This is a genomic window from Burkholderia sp. BCC0398, from assembly GCF_902833245.1.
Lineage (GTDB): Bacteria > Pseudomonadota > Gammaproteobacteria > Burkholderiales > Burkholderiaceae > Burkholderia > Burkholderia sola.
Map to the genome: position 1 here is coordinate 181280 of NZ_CADFEM010000012.1, position 17804 is coordinate 199083.

16 protein-coding genes are annotated in these 17804 nt (G+C 63.5%); 1 reads left to right on the plus strand and 15 read right to left on the minus strand.

Annotation, left to right across the window (positions count from 1 at the left end):
* The first annotated feature begins 95 nt into the window (after positions 1–95).
* Complete coding sequence (locus HWX76_RS25530) at positions 96–914, plus strand: transporter substrate-binding domain-containing protein (protein WP_050015836.1); 819 nt, start codon at positions 96–98, stop codon at positions 912–914.
* 724 nt (positions 915–1638) lie between these two features.
* Here HWX76_RS25530 and HWX76_RS25535 read toward each other — a convergent pair.
* The 15 genes from HWX76_RS25535 to mnmG all read right to left on the minus strand — a co-directional run bounded on the left by HWX76_RS25535 (position 1639) and on the right by mnmG (position 17330).
* On the minus strand, positions 1639–3366 hold the full coding sequence (locus HWX76_RS25535; RefSeq protein ID WP_176016535.1) for an AMP-binding protein: 1728 nt from the start codon (positions 3364–3366) through the stop codon (positions 1639–1641).
* A gap of 269 nt (positions 3367–3635) precedes the next feature.
* Complete coding sequence (locus HWX76_RS25540; protein WP_006477288.1) at positions 3636–4061, minus strand: F0F1 ATP synthase subunit epsilon; 426 nt, start codon at positions 4059–4061, stop codon at positions 3636–3638.
* Between the two features lie 121 nt (positions 4062–4182).
* Positions 4183–5577, minus strand: coding sequence for a F0F1 ATP synthase subunit beta (atpD, locus tag HWX76_RS25545; RefSeq protein ID WP_031397079.1), 1395 nt, complete (start codon positions 5575–5577; stop codon positions 4183–4185).
* Between the two features lie 66 nt (positions 5578–5643).
* Positions 5644–6519 (minus strand): F0F1 ATP synthase subunit gamma, encoded by an 876-nt coding sequence (gene atpG, locus HWX76_RS25550; protein ID WP_034209645.1) that lies wholly within the window; start codon positions 6517–6519, stop codon positions 5644–5646.
* A gap of 122 nt (positions 6520–6641) precedes the next feature.
* Positions 6642–8183 carry a F0F1 ATP synthase subunit alpha gene (gene atpA / locus HWX76_RS25555; protein WP_006756467.1) on the minus strand — a complete coding sequence of 514 codons (1542 nt, stop codon included), beginning with the start codon at positions 8181–8183 and terminating at the stop codon, positions 6642–6644.
* A gap of 44 nt (positions 8184–8227) precedes the next feature.
* Positions 8228–8767: a F0F1 ATP synthase subunit delta gene (locus HWX76_RS25560; protein ID WP_006477284.1), complete on the minus strand. Its 540-nt coding sequence runs from the start codon at positions 8765–8767 to the stop codon at positions 8228–8230.
* Positions 8768–8769: 2 nt separating this feature from the next.
* A complete protein-coding gene (locus HWX76_RS25565) occupies positions 8770–9240 on the minus strand; it encodes a F0F1 ATP synthase subunit B (RefSeq protein ID WP_006477283.1) in 471 nt (156 codons plus the stop codon).
* Positions 9241–9369: 129 nt separating this feature from the next.
* The gene (gene atpE / locus HWX76_RS25570) at positions 9370–9639 is read right to left on the minus strand and encodes a F0F1 ATP synthase subunit C (RefSeq protein ID WP_006482730.1); all 270 of its coding nucleotides are present in this window, start codon (positions 9637–9639) and stop codon (positions 9370–9372) included.
* Positions 9640–9714: 75 nt separating this feature from the next.
* Positions 9715–10566: a F0F1 ATP synthase subunit A gene (gene atpB, locus HWX76_RS25575; RefSeq protein ID WP_050015830.1), complete on the minus strand. Its 852-nt coding sequence runs from the start codon at positions 10564–10566 to the stop codon at positions 9715–9717.
* Between the two features lie 110 nt (positions 10567–10676).
* Positions 10677–11201: an ATP synthase subunit I gene (locus HWX76_RS25580; RefSeq protein ID WP_050015828.1), complete on the minus strand. Its 525-nt coding sequence runs from the start codon at positions 11199–11201 to the stop codon at positions 10677–10679.
* A 569-nt stretch (positions 11202–11770) separates the two neighbouring features.
* Positions 11771–12901 (minus strand): SLC13 family permease, encoded by a 1131-nt coding sequence (locus HWX76_RS25585; protein ID WP_050015826.1) that lies wholly within the window; start codon positions 12899–12901, stop codon positions 11771–11773.
* Positions 12902–12911: 10 nt separating this feature from the next.
* The gene (locus tag HWX76_RS25590) at positions 12912–13805 is read right to left on the minus strand and encodes a ParB/RepB/Spo0J family partition protein (protein WP_011546803.1); all 894 of its coding nucleotides are present in this window, start codon (positions 13803–13805) and stop codon (positions 12912–12914) included.
* Positions 13806–13836: 31 nt separating this feature from the next.
* Positions 13837–14616 carry a ParA family protein gene (locus HWX76_RS25595; protein WP_050015824.1) on the minus strand — a complete coding sequence of 260 codons (780 nt, stop codon included), beginning with the start codon at positions 14614–14616 and terminating at the stop codon, positions 13837–13839.
* A gap of 51 nt (positions 14617–14667) precedes the next feature.
* Positions 14668–15354 (minus strand): 16S rRNA (guanine(527)-N(7))-methyltransferase RsmG, encoded by a 687-nt coding sequence (gene rsmG, locus HWX76_RS25600; protein WP_176016536.1) that lies wholly within the window; start codon positions 15352–15354, stop codon positions 14668–14670.
* Complete coding sequence (gene mnmG / locus HWX76_RS25605) at positions 15351–17330, minus strand: tRNA uridine-5-carboxymethylaminomethyl(34) synthesis enzyme MnmG (RefSeq protein WP_050015820.1); 1980 nt, start codon at positions 17328–17330, stop codon at positions 15351–15353. Before mnmG ends, rsmG begins: the two co-directional genes overlap by 4 nt.
* Between the last annotated feature and the right edge of the window lie 474 nt (positions 17331–17804).

Below are 17804 nucleotides of genomic sequence, written 5' to 3' on the forward strand. Positions count from 1 at the left end.
GGGCTGCGCATGCCGATGCGATGGCGGCCATATGACGCGCGCGATGGCTCCGTTATGATCGGACGCTCATATCGAACGAAACGAAGGAGGAGACGATGAAGACACTCGCCACGCTTGCCGCGCTCGCCACTGCCACCGCGTTTTGCTGCGCTGCCGCGCACGCGCAGGGAGCGGCCACGGCCACGGCCGCGCCCGCGGGCGCTGCGACCGCCGGCTCGCGGCTCGACGACGTGCTCGCGCGCGGCACGCTGCGCGTGTGCACGACGGGCGATTACAAGCCGTATTCGTACTACCGCGCGGACGGCCGCTTCGAGGGCATCGACATCGATATGGCGGAGTCGCTCGCGAAATCGCTCGGCGTGAAGGCGGACTACGTGAAGACGAGCTGGCCGAACCTCACCCACGACTTCGTCGCGAAGTGCGACATCGCGGTGGGCGGCGTGTCGACGACGCTCGAGCGCCAGAAGCGCGTGTTCTTCACGCAGCCGTACGTGGTCGACGGCAAGACGCCGATCGTGCGCTGCGCGGATGCCGACAAGTACCAGACCGTCGCGCAGATCGACCGGCCCGATACGCGCGTGATCGTGAATCCGGGCGGGACCAACGAGCGCTTCGCGAAGCAGTTCTTCGCGCATGCGAACCTGAGCGTCTATCCGGACAACGTGACGATCTTCAAGCAGATCCTCGCGGGCAAGGCTGACGTGATGGTGACGGATGCGTCCGAGACGCTGCTGCAGCAAAAGCTGAATCCGGGCCTCTGCTCGGTGCATCCGGACAAACCGTTCCAGTTCGGCGAGAAGGCGTATATGGTGCCGCGCGGCGACGTCGTGTTCCAGCAATACGTCGACCAGTGGCTGCATCTCGCGCTGTCCACCGGTGAATACCAGGCAATTGCGGACAAGTGGCTGAAGTAGTCGCGAGCGCGTGCGGCCTCGGCGGCCAATAATGGAAATCGTCCCCGTTGTTGCCGCCGACGAAGACTGAAAGCGGTGTGTTCTGCAGCCGGGCCGGCGCCCCGCCGTTACAGATTGCGGTGACGCCGACCGGCGTAAAACCGCGAAAATTGGCCGAATGGCCGACTACCACGTGCGCCGATCACGTTTCAAAATCTTTCTGACGAATGAATCGTCATGCGCGGTATCTATCGCGCGATGCACATTCACGCGTGCAAATGGGCAATTCACTGACGCGAAAACGCAGGAAAAACGCGTGATGCGCATACGATGAAAACTCTGCGGAAAAGACGGGTAAATATGACCTTTTTCAGGACCCCGAAAACAGCAAAAAATCCCGGAAAGCCTTATCTGGCGGGCGTTACAACCTGAAACACTTTGTTACCGCCACGGGTCATTAATTCGCCCACAATGGGCCTCAACGGTTTCAACACGGATGCGGTCTCGTGTGCCAAGTGTGAGCGGACGCGAAGCGCTGCGAGCCAGTCGGTCACGTACCGAAGCCCTTCCGAGGGGCATCCCTGTTGGAGTCGTTTCCGGCCCCCGCCGGATCCGGTTTCATCTTTGGTCTCCTCGCGCTAACCCCGTAGCGTGTGGTTTTTAGCGGGCTAATAAGCCCGCTTTTTTTCGTCCATCGAAAACGTAGCGACCTACAGGCCGCCACGTTTTTTCGCACCGTCTCCCTTCAAGCAGTCTTCTGCACGTCGAGCTTCAGTTCGTCGATCATCCGCTCGCGCATCACGAACTTCTGCACCTTGCCCGTCACCGTCATCGGCAGTTCGTCGACGAAGCGGATATAGCGCGGAATCTTGTAGTGCGCGATCTGCCCGTTGCAGAACGCGCGCACGTCGTCCTCGGTCATCTGCTCGTCCGCGCGCAGCACGATCCACGCGCACAGCTCCTCGCCGTACTTCGCATCGGGCACGCCGAATACCTGCGCGCTCTGGATCTTCGGATGGCGGAACAGGAATTCCTCGATCTCACGCGGATAGACGTTCTCGCCGCCGCGAATCACCATGTCCTTCAGGCGGCCGACGATGTTGCAATAGCCGTCCTCGTCGAGCGTCGCGAGGTCGCCCGTATGCATCCAGCCGTCGACCAGCACCTCGCGCGTCTTCGCGTCGTCATCCCAGTAGCCGAGCATCACCGAATAGCCCTTCGTGCACAGCTCGCCCGTCGCGCCGACCGGCACGATGTTGCCGCTCGGATCGACGATCTTCACTTCGAGATGCGGCTGGATGCGGCCGACCGTCGTCGTGCGCTTTTCCAGCGGATCGTCGGTCGAGCTCTGGAACGACACGGGGCTCGTCTCCGTCATCCCGTACGCGATCGTGATTTCAGACAGATGCATCTGCGCCACCACGCGCTTCATCGTCTCGATCGGGCACGGCGAGCCGGCCATGATCCCGGTGCGCAGCGTCGACAAGTCGAATCTCGCGAATTCCGGATGATCGAGCTCCGCGATGAACATCGTCGGCACGCCATGCAGCGCGGTGCAGCGTTCTTCGGCCACTGCCGCGAGCGTCGCGACCGGATCGAACGCTTCGCCGGGAAACACCATCGCGGCGCCCGTCGACACGCAGGCAAGCACGGCCAGCACCATCCCGAAGCAGTGATAGAGCGGCACCGGGATGCAGAGCGAATCCTGTTCGGTGAAACGCATCGCCATCGCGATCGAGCGCGCGTTGTTGACGACGTTGCGATGCGTGAGCGTCGCGCCCTTCGGGCTGCCGGTCGTGCCGCTCGTGAACTGGATGTTGATCGGATCGTTGGCCGCGAGCGTCGCGCCGATCGCATCGAGCAGCGCCGGATCGACGGCCCGGCGGCCGCGCGCCATCACGTCCGCGAAGCGGAACATGCCGGCGGGCGCCACCTCGCCCATCGACACGATCGTGCGCAGGCTCGGCACGCGCGCCGCATGCAGGTCGCCCGGCGTCGCGGTCGCGAGCTCCGGCGCGATGGTCTGCAGCATCTCGACGTACGCGGAACTCTTGAAGCGCTCGGCCGCGATCACGGCCTTGCAGCCGACCTTGTTCAGCGCGTATTCGAGCTCCGACAGCCGGTAGGCCGGATTGATGTTGACGAGCACCGCGCCGATCCGCGCGGTCGCGAACTGCGTGAGCAGCCATTCGCTGCGGTTCGGCGACCAGATGCCGACGCAGTCGCCCTTCACGATCCCGAGCGCGGCGAGCCCCGCGGCCAGCACGTCGACCTCGTGTGCGAATTCGCGCCAGGTCCAGCGCACCTGCTGCTCGCGGAACACGACGGCCGGACGGTCGGGAAAGCGGCCGGCCGTGTCGAGCAGGAACCGGCTGATCGTCGCGTCGGATAGCGGCACGTCGGTCGCGCCGCGCACGTAGGACAGTCCGTTTTCGGGCGCGATCAGCGCCCCCTTGCCAAGGTCTGCTGCCATCGATGTCTCCGTCCGTTTTTGTCTGATCGGCCCGCGCGCGTGCTGCGCCTGCCTGCTGCGCGCGCGCCTCCGCCGCGACGATCGCGACGGACGGCCTCAGCGCGGATGATGCCGCGCTCCGCTGACGACACTCTGACATCGAATCGCGGCGGGCGGGTGAAATAGCACGACCGGACGATACGATCCGGCCCGCAAAAAGACAGACGAAAAAGCCGGGCGAAAAAAAGCAGCCCGAAGGCTGCTTTCTTTCGCGGGATACGCGGCGCGGCTCAGTGCCGGCTGCGGATCTTCGCCAGACGCTGGATCGCCTCGAGCTGCGCCATCGCGGTCGCGAGCTCGGATTGCGCTTTCGCGAGGTCGAGATCCGACTTCGCGTTCTGCAGCGTTTCCTCGGCGCGCTTGCGCGCTTCCTCGGCTTTCGCCGCGTCGAGGTCCTTGCCGCGGATCGCGGTATCGGCGAGCACCGTCACGGCGCCCGGCTGCACTTCGAGAATGCCGCCCGCGACGAACACGAATTCGTCGTTGCCGCCCTCGACCTCGATGCGCACCGCACCCGGACGAATCCGCGTGATCAGCGGCGTGTGACCCGGCAGAATGCCCAGCTCACCCGTTTCGCCCGGCAGCGCGACGAATTTCGCCTCGCCCGAGAAGATCTGCTCTTCCGCGCTGACGACGTCTACTTTGATGGTTGCCATATCGACTCCAATCTCATCCACAGGTTGAGCGTATTGCGGCCGACGCGGGCGGCCGGCATACAAGTCATCGCTGACTCATTGCTCCGGCCGGCACACGCCGGCTTGCGCCCCACTCAAGCCCTTACTGGATCTTCTTGGCCTTTTCGAAGGCTTCGTCGATCGTGCCGACCATGTAGAACGCCTGTTCCGGCAGGTGGTCGCACTCGCCGTCGACGATCATCTTGAAGCCACGGATCGTTTCCTTCAGCGGTACGTACTTGCCCGGCGAGCCCGTGAACACTTCAGCGACGTGGAACGGCTGCGACAGGAAACGCTGGATCTTACGTGCACGTGCGACCGACAGCTTGTCTTCCGGCGACAGTTCGTCCATGCCCAGAATCGCGATGATGTCGCGCAGTTCCTTGTAGCGCTGCAGCGTCTGCTGAACGCGACGGGTGATCGAGTAGTGCTCTTCACCGATCACGTTCGGGTCGATCTGGCGCGACGTCGAGTCGAGCGGGTCGACCGCCGGGTAGATGCCCAGCGAAGCGATGTCACGCGACAGAACGACGGTTGCGTCAAGGTGGCCGAAGGTGGTCGCCGGCGACGGGTCGGTCAAGTCGTCCGCAGGGACGTACACGGCCTGAACCGACGTAATCGAGCCCTTCTTGGTCGACGTGATGCGCTCTTGCAGCTTGCCCATTTCTTCAGCCAGCGTCGGCTGATAGCCCACTGCCGACGGCATACGGCCGAGCAGTGCCGACACTTCGGTACCGGCCAGCGTGAAACGGTAGATGTTGTCGACGAAGAACAGCACGTCGAGGCCTTCGTCACGGAAGTGCTCGGCCATCGTCAGGCCGGTCAGCGCGACGCGCAGACGGTTGCCCGGCGGCTCGTTCATCTGGCCGTACACCAGCGCGACCTTGTCGAGAACGTTCGAGTCCTTCATTTCGTGGTAGAAGTCGTTCCCTTCACGGGTACGCTCGCCCACGCCCGCGAACACGGAGTAACCGCCGTGTTCCTTCGCGATGTTGTTGATGAGCTCCATCATGTTGACGGTCTTGCCCACGCCAGCACCGCCGAACAGGCCAACCTTGCCGCCCTTCGCGAACGGGCAGATCAGGTCGATGACCTTGATACCCGTTTCGAGCAGTTCGGTCGACGGCGACAGTTCGTCGAACGCCGGTGCCTTCTGGTGGATCGAACGCGTCGTTTCGCTTTCGATCGGGCCGGCTTCGTCGATCGGACGGCCGAGCACGTCCATGATACGGCCGAGGGTCGGCTTGCCGACCGGCACCGAGATCGGCTTCGCCGTGTTCTTCACGGTCAGGCCGCGGCGCAGGCCGTCGGATGCACCCAGACAAATGGTACGGACCACGCCGTCGCCCAGCTGCTGCTGGACTTCGAGCGTCAGTTCCGAGCCATCGAGAATGAGCGCGTCGTAGATCTTCGGCATGCTGTCGCGCGGGAATTCCACGTCGATAACGGCGCCGATGCACTGTACGATCTTGCCTTCTACCAAAGCAGCAGTACTCATCGCTTTTCCTTTAAATACCTGATTCTTTACTCGCGCAAAGGCGCAGTTGTCGTCCCGGGCGCGCGCTTAAACAGCGGCTGCGCCGCCGACGATCTCCGACAGTTCTTTCGTGATCGCGGCCTGACGGCTCTTGTTGTATACGAGCTGCAGTTCGCTGATCACCGTCTTCGCGTTGTCGGACGCGGCCTTCATCGCGACCATGCGCGCCGATTGCTCGGACGCCATGTTTTCCGCGACGGCCTGGTACACCAGCGCCTCGACGTAACGCACGAGCAGTTCGTCGACGACTGCCTGCGCGTCCGGCTCGTAGATGTAGTCCCACGACGTCGCCGGCGTACCGTCATCGGCTTCGAAGTGTTCCGACGACAGCGGCAGCAGCTGCTCGATCACGGCTTCCTGCTTCATCGTGTTGACGAAGCGCGTGTAAGCGATATAAACCGCCGACAGCTTGCCTTCCGAGTACAGATCGAGCTGCGTCTTCACGGCGCCGATCAGCTTGTCCAGGTGCGGGGTGTCGCCGAGGTGCACGACCTGCGACATCACCTTCGCGCCGAAGCGGTTCAGGAACCCGAGGCCCTTGCCGCCGATCGCGGTGGCTTCGACCTTCTGGCCCTTCTCTTCCAGCTCCTTGAACTTCTGCACCGTCGCACGCAGCACGTTGGTGTTCAGACCACCGCACAGACCCTTGTCCGTCGTGACGAGGATGATGCCGGCCGTCTGCGCGCCGTCGTTCGCCACCATGAACGGGTGGCGGTACTCGGGGTTCGCACGGCTCATGTGCGCGGCGATGGCACGGACCTTGTCTGCATACGGACGAGCAGCGCGCATGCGTTCCTGCGCGCGACGCATCTTCGATGCAGCCACCATCTCCATCGCCTTCGTGATCTTGCGCGTGTTCTGCACGCTCTTGATCTTGCCGCGAATTTCCTTCATTCCAGCCATAGCTTGCTCCTTTGCGCCCCGAGTTAGCGCTTGAGCGCTTTACTCGGGGCTCATGCCTCGCTCACCGAAGCGGCGCGGGCGCATCATGCGCGCCCGCGCGGCCTCGGTGTGTCACTCGCGGATCAATAGGCACCGGACTTCTTGAAGGATTCGATCGCCGCGCGCAGCGCGCCTTCGTCGTCCTTCGAGAGATCCTTGGTGTCTTCGATGCGCTTGATGAGGTCAGCGTGGCTGGTCTTCAGGTTGTCGCGCAGGCCCTTCTCGAACGACAGCACTTGCTTGACGTCGAGATCGTCGAGGTAGCCGTTGTTCGCGGCGTACAGCGACACGGCCAGTTCCCAGACCTGCAGCGGCTGGTACTGCGGTTGCTTCAGCAGTTCCGTCACGCGGCGGCCGCGCTCGAGCTGCTTGCGGGTCGCTTCGTCGAGGTCCGATGCGAACTGCGCGAATGCGGCCAGTTCACGGTACTGCGCGAGGTCGGTACGGATACCGCCCGACAGCTTCTTCACGACCTTCGTCTGAGCGGCGCCACCGACGCGCGACACCGACACGCCGGCGTTGATTGCCGGGCGGATACCTGCGTTGAACAGGTCGGTTTCCAGGAAGATCTGGCCGTCGGTAATCGAGATCACGTTCGTCGGAACGAACGCGGTCACGTCGCCAGCCTGCGTTTCGATGACCGGCAGTGCCGTCAGCGAGCCGCTCTTGCCCTTCACTTCGCCGTTCGTGAACTTCTCGACGTACTCTTCCGACACGCGAGCCGCACGCTCGAGCAGACGCGAGTGCAGATAGAACACGTCGCCCGGGTACGCTTCACGGCCCGGCGGGCGGCGCAGCAGCAGCGAGATCTGACGGTATGCCCAAGCCTGCTTGGTCAAGTCGTCATAGATGATCAGCGCGTCTTGGCCGCGGTCGCGGAAGTATTCGCCCATCGTGCAGCCGGCGTACGGCGCCAGGTACTGCATCGCAGCCGAATCCGATGCCGAAGCGGCGACGACGATCGTGTATTCCATCGCGCCCGTTTCTTCGAGCTTGCGAACCACGTTCATGATCGACGAAGCCTTCTGGCCGATCGCGACGTAGATACAGATCAGGTCCTTGCCCTTCTGGTTGATGATCGCGTCGAGCGCCACCGCGGTCTTGCCGCACTGACGGTCGCCGATGATCAGCTCGCGCTGGCCACGGCCGATCGGCACCATCGCGTCGATCGACTTGATGCCCGTCTGCACCGGCTGCGACACCGACTTACGCCAGATCACGCCCGGGGCGATCTTTTCGATCGCGTCGGTCAGCTTCGCGTTGACCGGGCCCTTGCCGTCGATCGGGTTGCCGAGCGCGTCGACCACGCGGCCGACGAGTTCCGGACCAACCGGGACTTCGAGAATGCGGCCCGTCGTCTTGACGATGTCGCCTTCCGAGATGTGTTCGTATTCGCCGAGAATCACCGCGCCGACCGAGTCGCGCTCGAGGTTCAGCGCGAGACCGAACGTGTTGCCCGGAAACTCGAGCATTTCGCCCTGCATCACGTCCGACAGGCCGTGGATACGCACGATACCGTCGGTCACGGAGATCACGGTGCCCTGGTTGCGAACGTCTGCGCTCGCTTCAAGGCCCTGGATCCGGCTCTTGATCAGCTCGCTGATCTCAGAGGGATTGAGTTGCATTATTCGCTCCTGATAGTCAATTCTGTTGCGTGCCGGCGTGGCGCTCAGGCGGTCAAGGCAGCCTGCATCGATGCGAGACGCGCGCGAACCGAGGTGTCGAGCACTTCGTCGCCGACCGTCACGCGCACGCCGCCGATCAGCGACGAATCGACTTCGACCGTCGGTTTCAGCTTGCGCTTGAACTTGCGTTCGAGGCCCGAGACGAGACTGTCGAGATCCGCGCCGTTCAGCGGGAACGCGCTCACGATCTCGGCGTCGGCTGCACCTTCACGTTCGTTCTTGAGCGCCTCGAACTGCTCGGCAATTTCCGGCAGCAGCGCGATGCGATGATTGTCGACCAGCATCTGCACGAAGTTCTTCGCTTCGGCGCCGGCCGCGACGGGCGACTTCACCGCAGCAAGCAGCAGCTCGGCTACTTGCGTGCGCGTCACCTTCGGGCTCGACGCGACCGACAGCACTTCCGGCAGACGCGCAACCTGGGCCAGCTCTTGCACGAGCGTGGACCAGGCGGCGATGTCACCGCCCTCGGCCACGCGGAACAGCGCTTCTGCGTAAGGGCGGGCGATGGTTGCAAGTTCGGCCATGATCAGAGCTCGGCTTTCAGTTGATTCAGCAGTTGGGCGTGGGCCGTTTGATCGACTTCGCGCTTCAGGATCTGCTCGGCGCCCTTCACGGCCAGCGCGGCGACTTCGCCACGCAGCGCTTCGCGCGCCTTCACGATTTGCTGTTCTGCTTCCGCCTTCGCCTGGGCGACGATGCGGGCGGCTTCAGCCTGGGCGTTGGCCTTGATTTCCTCGGCGACCGCCTGCGCACGCTTTTCAGCGTCGGCGATGCGCTGCTGGCCGTCGTTGCGGGCCTGCGCGAGTTCCTGGTCCACGCGCTTGTGCGCTGCGTCGAGTTCCGCCTTGCCCTTCTCCGCGGCGGCGAGGCCGTCGGCGATCTTCTTCGAACGTTCGTCGAGGGCGTTGATCAACGGCGGCCACACGAATTTCATCGTGAACCACGCGAGGACCAGGAACACGACCATTTGCGCAAACAGAGTTGCGTTGAGATTCACGGTGTTTCCTTATCTGCTATTCCGGAAAAATGAAACGGTAAGGCGCTCATCGAGTTGCATTCGATCAGCGCCCCAAGTCTCCGTTCCGCCCTGCGCCGGCTCGCGCCGGACGCATATTTCCGAGGAACCTTAGCCTGCGAGCTTCGACAGGAGCGGGTTCGCGAACGCGAACAGCATTGCGACACCAACGCCGATCAGGAATGCAGCGTCGATCAGACCAGCCAGCAGGAACATCTTCGTTTGCAGCGGGTTGATGAGTTCCGGCTGACGTGCGCAGGCTTCGATGTACTTGCCACCCATCAGCGCGATACCGATACAGGCGCCGATTGCACCCAGGCCGATGATGATGCCGATACCGATGGCGGTCAGACCCTGGATGTTGGCGATGTAAGCTTGCATGATCACTCCTTTGTGAAAAGACTTGGAACTGAGATTTAAAAAACTAAAACGAAGACTCTTTGTTGCACGCCGCGCTTAGTGCGTGTCGTGCGCCTGGCCGAGATACACCAGCGTCAGCATCATGAAAATGAATGCCTGCAACAGAACAATCAGGATGTGGAAGATTGCCCAGACGCTACCCGCGATCACATGACCAACGAAGCCGAGGAACGTTGCGTCGCCACCGAAGCTCCACATACTGCCGAGCAGGGCGATCAACAGGAACAACAGCTCACCCGCGTACATGTTGCCGAACAGCCGCATGCCGAGGGAGACGGTCTTTGCGAGGTATTCGACGATGTTCAACGCGAGGTTCGGAATCCACAGCAGCGGGTGGGCGCCGAACGGCGCCGACAGCAGCTCATGCACAAAGCCGCCCGCGCCCTTGATCTTGATGCTGTAGTAGATCATCAGGACGAACACGCCGAGCGCGATGCCGAGCGTGCCGTTCAGGTCGGCCGTCGGGACGATGCGATGGTGGGAAATCACGTCCGACAGACCGAGCAGGCCGATCACGCGGCCCGGCAGGTCGACCGGGAGGAAGTCGAGGGAGTTCATCAGCGCGACCCACACGAACACCGTGAGGGCGAGCGGCGCGATGAAGGTGCGATTGCCGTGGACGATGGCCTTCGACTGGTCTTCGACCATTTCGACGAGCATCTCGATCGCGCACTGGAAACGGCCCGGCACGCCCGACGTCGCCTTGCGGGCGGCCAGACGCAGCAGGAGGATCGTCACGATGCCGCATACGATCGACCAGAACAGCGTGTCGATATTCCAGACGTGAATATCGAAAATCGACGTCTGATGCGAGGTGGAGAAATTCTGCAAGTGGTGCGCAATGTACTCGGACGGATCCGGACCGCGCGTGCCTTCGCTAGCTGCCATATCGTTAATGCCACCCAAATTGTCGAAAATCGTTTTGCCCCGTTCCGCAACACGCTATTGCGGGAACGGGCCGGTGCGGTTCGTTGTCGAAACCGCACGCTGCTTGTTCCCTACCGCCAGGCCAGCGCGATCCAGTACGTCTTCAGCACGACGAGGTACGTGACGAGGAACGGCACCCAGTGCACGCCGGCCCAGCCGAACGCCACCGCGGTGAACATCCCGATCGTCAGAGCGAGTTTCAGGGCTTCGCCCATCACCCAGCTCATCACGGTGGCCGAGCCACCTGCCTTCAGTCGTGCCACGAATACCGCACTGGGCACCCAGCCGATCGCTCCGCCCAGAAACGCGGATTGCGCAGCGGCGCCCGGCGACTTCGAAAACAGCCACCACGCCAGCGTTGCAACCAGGGACAGGACCACTTGCGCGAACACCACCTTGTAGGGGGTCACGCGCGAGGGCTTGCTCACGTTCGGGCCAAACAGCCTTTCGGCCTCGGCCCGCGTCAGCGGAACGATGTTGTTATCTTGCTGCTCGACATCCCAGTCGTCGTCGGATTCACGCCGCTCGCCGGCCGCCGAAGCGGTGCGTTGCGTGCGCTGATCATCGTGCCTGTCGTCCGGCGCCTGACCCGCCATCGCAATCTTCCGCTGAAATCCTTGAACCCGACCCCAAGCTTTCTGAAAGCTTTCAGGGGTGCCTAGCTAACAAATCCGGGCGATTGTAAGCGATAGTTGCAAGTGATTCAAGGCTTTAGACGCGACAAAAACCTGCATAAAACGACGCCTCATGATGTGAAAAAACGCCCGATTCGACGACGTACGATGACAGTTGTAAGGTCGGTTTCCTGCACCGGTATTTCGTGCGCAAAAAACTCCGGTGACGGGGGTAAATGGCGGGGAAACGATGCGCGGGGCGGGTCAGGCGGAAGCGGTGCGATCGCCGCACGGAATTCGCTGCAATGCAGCCATTGGAAACGACTCGGCGCGACGCGCCCGAATCAGCCACGCGCGAGAACCGAACAGCGCGCGCGACGCGAGAAATTCGACCGGATGTTCGCGCATCGATTCATCCAGTCAGTTGTCGCGCCGCCACAGATGTTCGACTGTGGATTGCAACACTTATCCACAATGCTCGATCACGATGGACGCTGTGCGCCCTGCCCCCGACCCGAACGGCACACCTGCGCCGCACGCACCGGCCTCGCTCAACCGTGCATGAGCAGCCACGCGCCGAGCGCCGCGCTCACCAGCGCGAACGGAATCGACACGACGTGGAACGGCAGCCACATGCGCGGCTCCTTCGCGAGACGCACCGCGATCAGGTTCGCGAGCGAACCGATCGCGAAACCGAAGCCACCGACCGATACGCCGAAGGCAAGCGCGCGCCAGTCGCGCGTGAACTCCGAGAGCAGGATCGCGGCCGGCACGTTGCTGATCACCTGCGACAGCACGGCGCCAGCGGCATAGACGCGCAGCGGCGAATCGAGTTGCGCGTGCGCGATCGCGTCGTGCACGACGGGCAGCGCGGCCGCGCTGCGCAGCACGACGAACATCAGCACGAAGATCAGCAGCAGCAGCCAGTCGATCTTCAGGACTGCGTCGCGTTTGACGGCGAGCAGCACGATCGCGACCCCGACGAGGCCCGGCAGCGGATGGTGCGCATCGGCGAGCAGCACGAATGCGGCGAACAGCACCGCCGCGATCAGCGCGTGCATGCGTTGTACGGGAAAGGCCGCGGCGTCGCCGGACAGGTCGAGCGGCTTCGCGCGGAACATCAACGCGGTCAGCACGAGCAGCAGCGCCATTAGCGCGACGGCGAGCGGCCCGAGCGTGACCACGAAGCGGCCGAACGACACGCCGCTCAATTGCCACAGGAAAAGATTCTGCGGATTGCCGAGCGGCGTCGCGACGGACCCCGCATTGACCGCCAGCGCGACGACGATCACGAGCCGCCGGAACGGCAGCGGCGTCAGCGCGCGCAGCGACACCATCAACGGCACGACGACGAACAGCGCGACGTCGTTGGTGAGCCACATCGACAATACCGCGGCGAAGCCGACGAGCAGCATCGCGAGCCCGCGCTCGGAATGCACGTGATGCACGATGCGATGCGCGAGCCACATCAGGCAGCCGGACAGCTCGAGCGCCTTCGTCAACATCAGCAGGCCCGCGAGCGTCGCGACCGTCTGCCAGTCGACGCGATCGGCGAGTACCGAAAATGGTTGCGGACGCACCCATTGCAGCACGATCAGCCCCAGCGCGAGCACCGATAGTACCGGTTCCTGCGCAAGCCAGCCGAGCCACCGGCGCGGCGGCGGTGCGCCCGTTTCCTGCATACCTGCCCCGTTATTCTTCTGTTGCGACGTTGCCGCGCAGTCGCGCGAGAATGCCCTCGAGTGCATCGAGGTTGCCGAAGTCGATCAGCACCTGCCCTCGCCCGCGGCGGCCGAGCTTGATCTTCACCGTCGACGCGAGCAGGTCCGACAACTCCTCTTCGAGGCGACGCGTATCGCGACCGCCATCGTCCTTCGCACGCGCCTTCACGGCGGGGGCTTCCTTCGTCGTGTGCGAGACGAGCTTCTCGGTCTCGCGCACCGACATGCGCTTGTTGACCACCTGATGCGCGAGCGTGATCTGCGTGGCCGCATCGACCGCGAGCAGCGCCCGTGCGTGCCCCATGTCGAGATCGCCGGCCAGCAGCATCGTCTGCACCGGCGACGCGAGGTTCAGCAGGCGCAACAGGTTCGACACCGCGCTGCGCGAACGGCCGACCGATTCGGCCGCCTGTTCGTGCGTGAAACCGAACTCGTCGAGCAGACGCTGGATGCCGTGCGCCTCTTCGAGCGGATTCAGGTCCTCGCGCTGGATGTTCTCGATCAGCGCCATCGCGGCGGCGGCCTGATCGGATACGTCCTTCACGAGCACCGGCACTTCATCGAGGCCGGCCAGGCGCGCCGCGCGGAACCGCCGCTCGCCCGCGATGATCTCGTATTTGTCTGACGAAATGGGCCGTACCAGGATCGGCTGCATCACGCCCTGCGCGCGAATGCTTGCCGCGAGTTCCTGCAGGCTGCCCTCGTCCATCCGCGTGCGCGGCTGGTACTTGCCGGCTTGCAGCTTGCCGAGCGCGAGCGTGTTCGGTGCGCCTTCGATCTTCACCGCTTCGGTGATATCGGCGCTGCCGCCGAGCAGCGCTTCGAGGCCACGTCCCAAGCCCTTCTTCTTTGGTACCGCGTTCATGTCTTTCTTCCTCGCTTCGCTCATGTCCGGATCACGACACCTCGAACGCGCGCACGCGCTCGATCATCTCGGCACCGAACTGGATATACGCCTGCGCACCACGCGAGCTGCGATCGAACACGACGCCCGGCAACCCGTAACTCGGCGCTTCGGCGAGGCGCACGTTGCGCGGAATCACCGCGTCGAACACCTTGTCGCCGAAGTGCGCTTTCAGTTGATCGGAGACTTGCTGCTGCAGCGTGATGCGCGGATCGAACATCACGCGCAGCAAGCCGATGATCTTCAGGTCGCGGTTCATGTTCGCGTGAACCTGCTTGATCGTGTTGACGAGGTCCGACAACCCTTCCAGCGCAAAGTACTCGCACTGCATCGGAATCACGACGCCATGCGCCGCGCACAGGCCGTTCAGCGTCAGCAGCGACAGCGTCGGCGGGCAATCGATCAGCACGAAATCGTAGTCGTCGGCCACGTGCTCGAGCGCGGCCTTCAGGCGACGCTCGCGGTTGTCGATGCTGATCAGTTCGATCTCGGCGCCGGACAGCTCGCGGTTCGCGGGAAGCACGTCGTAGGTGACGCCTTCCGGACGCACGCGCGCGTCGGTGACCGACACGCCGTCGACCAGCACTTCGTACACGGTCGCTTCGCAGGCGGCCTTGTCGATCCCGCTGCCCATCGTCGCGTTGCCCTGCGGGTCGAGATCGATCAACAGGACTCGTTGCTCCTGCGCTGCAAGGCTTGCGGCGAGATTGACCGATGTCGTCGTCTTGCCGACGCCCCCCTTCTGGTTCGCAACGCAGAAGATCTTTGCCATCGTTGGTGTGTTCCCTTTACCTTCAAACAAACGGCGCGCTACCGCGCGCCTTCAATTCGCGTCGTCGACGGCCACTTCGAACAGATGCCGCTCCGCATCGAGCATCGGCACCGCCAGCCGGATCGTCTGCTTCACGCGGCTGCCTTCCGGCAACCGCGCAATCTCGTCGTCCGGATGAACGCCCTTCATCGCCCAGATCGATCCGCCCGGCGCAACCAGATGTCGAGCAAGTTTAACGAAGTCGGACAGGTCCGCGAAAGCGCGGGATACGATCATGTCGAATTTTTTCGGGACTTCGACACCCGGCTGCAGCGATTCAACCCGGCCGGTCACGACCGACAGGTTCGCGAGCTTCAGTTCCGCGCGCATCTGCGTCTGGAACGCCGATTTCTTCTGCACGATGTCGTTCAGCGTGACCTGCCAGCCCGGCTCGACGATCGCCAGCACGATACCGGGCAGCCCGCCGCCCGAGCCGACGTCGAGCACGCGCGCCGACGTACGGCCGCGCAGATGCGGGACGATCGAAAGCGAATCGAGGATGTGCTGGATCAGCATCTGCTTCGGGTCGCGGATCGCGGTCAGGTTGTAGACCGCATTCCACTTGCCGAGTAGCGCGACGTAGTCCAGCAGCTGGTTGCGCTGCGTATCCGTCAGCGTGAGGTCGAGCGCCGCCGTGCCTTCGACGAGCATTCCCTCCAGTACGTCCCGATTAACCGCCGGCGCGCGACGCGCCGTCATTGTTGCGTCGGGACAGTGCCGTCCCCCTGCTCCGCGGCCGCGGCGGCCTCTGCGGCCGTACCATTACGGCGGCCCAGGCCGCGACGCTTCAGATGCACCATCAGCAGCGAGATTGCCGCCGGCGTGACGCCCGAGATGCGGGACGCCTGCCCGATCGTTTCCGGCCGGAACTCGTTGAGCTTCTGGCTCACCTCGAACGACAGGCCGCGAACCTCGCGGTAATCGATACCGTCCGGCAGGCGCGTGTTTTCGTTCGCGTCGTTGCGCTCGATCTCCGACGCCTGGCGCTCGATATAGCCCTGATACTTGATACCGATCTCGACCTGCTCCTTGATCTGCTCGAGCAGCACCGGATCGTCGGTCAACGGCTCCGCGGGGCCGCACTCGCCGCCCTTCAGCCCGCACACGCCGTCGTAGCTCACGCCGGGGCGGCGCAGCAGCTCGGCGAGGCTGTATTCGTGGTCGATCGCCTTGCCGAGCAGCGCGGTCGCCTCTTCGGCAGGCAGCGTCTTCGGCGTAACCCACGTCGACTTCAGGCGTTCGGTTTCACGTGAAACAGCGTCGCGCTTCCGGCTGAAGGCATCCCAACGTGCATCGTCCACCAGCCCAAGCTCGCGGCCGATCTCGGTCAGGCGCATGTCGGCGTTGTCTTCGCGCAGGCTCAGGCGATACTCGGCCCGGCTCGTGAACATCCGGTACGGCTCCGCCACGCCGCGCGTGACGAGATCGTCGACCAGCACGCCCAGATATGCCTGGTCGCGACGCGGGCACCACGCATCCTTTTCCTGCACGTAGCGGCCCGCATTGAGACCAGCCAGCAGACCCTGCGCAGCCGCTTCTTCGTAGCCGGTCGTCCCGTTGATCTGACCCGCAAAGAACAGTCCGTTGATCGCCTTCGTCTCGAGCGACGCTTTCAACGCACGCGGGTCGAAATAGTCATACTCGATCGCGTAACCGGGGCGCAGGATGTGCGCATTCTCGAGGCCGCGCATCGAATGCACGAGCTCGAGCTGCACGTCGAACGGCAGGCTCGTCGAGATCCCGTTCGGGTAGAACTCGTTAGTCGTCAGCCCTTCCGGCTCGAGGAAGATCTGGTGCGATTCCTTCGATGCGAACCGGTGGATCTTGTCCTCGATCGACGGGCAATAGCGCGGCCCGACGCCTTCGATCACGCCTGTATACATAGGCGAACGGTCGAGACCGCCGCGAATGATGTCGTGCGTGCGTTCGTTCGTGTGCGTGACCCAGCACGGCAGCTGCTGCGGATGCTGCTCCGCGCGGCCCAGGAACGAGAACACGGGAATCGGATCGAGGTCGCCCGGTTGCTCGTCGAGCTTCGAGAAGTCGATCGTGCGGCCGTCGATACGCGGTGGCGTACCGGTCTTCAGCCGGCCCTGCGGCAGCTTCAGCTCCTTCAGGCGCGACGACAGCGACACGGCCGCCGGATCGCCCGCGCGACCGCCCGTGTAGTTGTTCAGGCCGACGTGGATCTTGCCGTCGAGGAACGTACCGGCCGTCAGCACGACCGCGCGAGCGCGGAAGCGGATGCCGATCTGCGTGACGGCGCCGACCACGCGGTCGCCTTCGACCATCAGATCGTCGACGGCCTGCTGGAACAGCCACAGGTTCGGCTGATTTTCGAGCCGGTGGCGGATCGCGGCCTTGTACAGGATGCGATCGGCCTGCGCACGCGTCGCGCGCACAGCCGGCCCCTTCGACGAATTGAGGATCCGGAACTGAATACCGCTTTCGTCCGTCGCGGCGGCCATTGCGCCGCCCAACGCGTCGACTTCCTTGACCAGATGGCCCTTGCCAATGCCGCCGATCGACGGATTACAGCTCATCTGCCCAAGCGTTTCGATGTTGTGGGTCAGCAGCAGTGTCTTTGCGCCCATACGGGCGGACGCCAGCGCGGCTTCCGTGCCGGCATGGCCGCCACCGACGACGATGACGTCAAATTCTGTGGGAAAAAGCATGGTGGATTCCGTACGCGGAACTGCGTACGAACCTATCTGAGAAATGTATGGGCCGAATTATAGCGGGTTCGCTTTTCGCCCGAAGGCCGTCCGAATGGTAGGGTCTGTGCATTTCGGCGATTTTTTAGTCGGGAACACGCAAATTTGCCGCGCCGGGGCTGTCTCAGCGTTGTCGGTGAGCGATTCAACGCACATCTTCGGGCCTGTGCAAAGCATGTACGGAACCCCGAACTCCCCGATGTCTGTGGCCAGCGCAACACTTCGAACCCGTGGCCGTGCGCCCTCCGCCACACAGCATTTCCGCCGGTTGTCCCGGCACTTGTCCACTGAAGTGCAGCATGGTCGACCTGTGGAACCAGCCTGCGCGGCACCGCACAGCGCTTCCCACTGTTCCCGCACGACTTATCCCCGGCCTTGAACCGTGGACGCGAAAACTGCACCCGGCTCACAAACAAAAACGGCGTGTTTCACGTG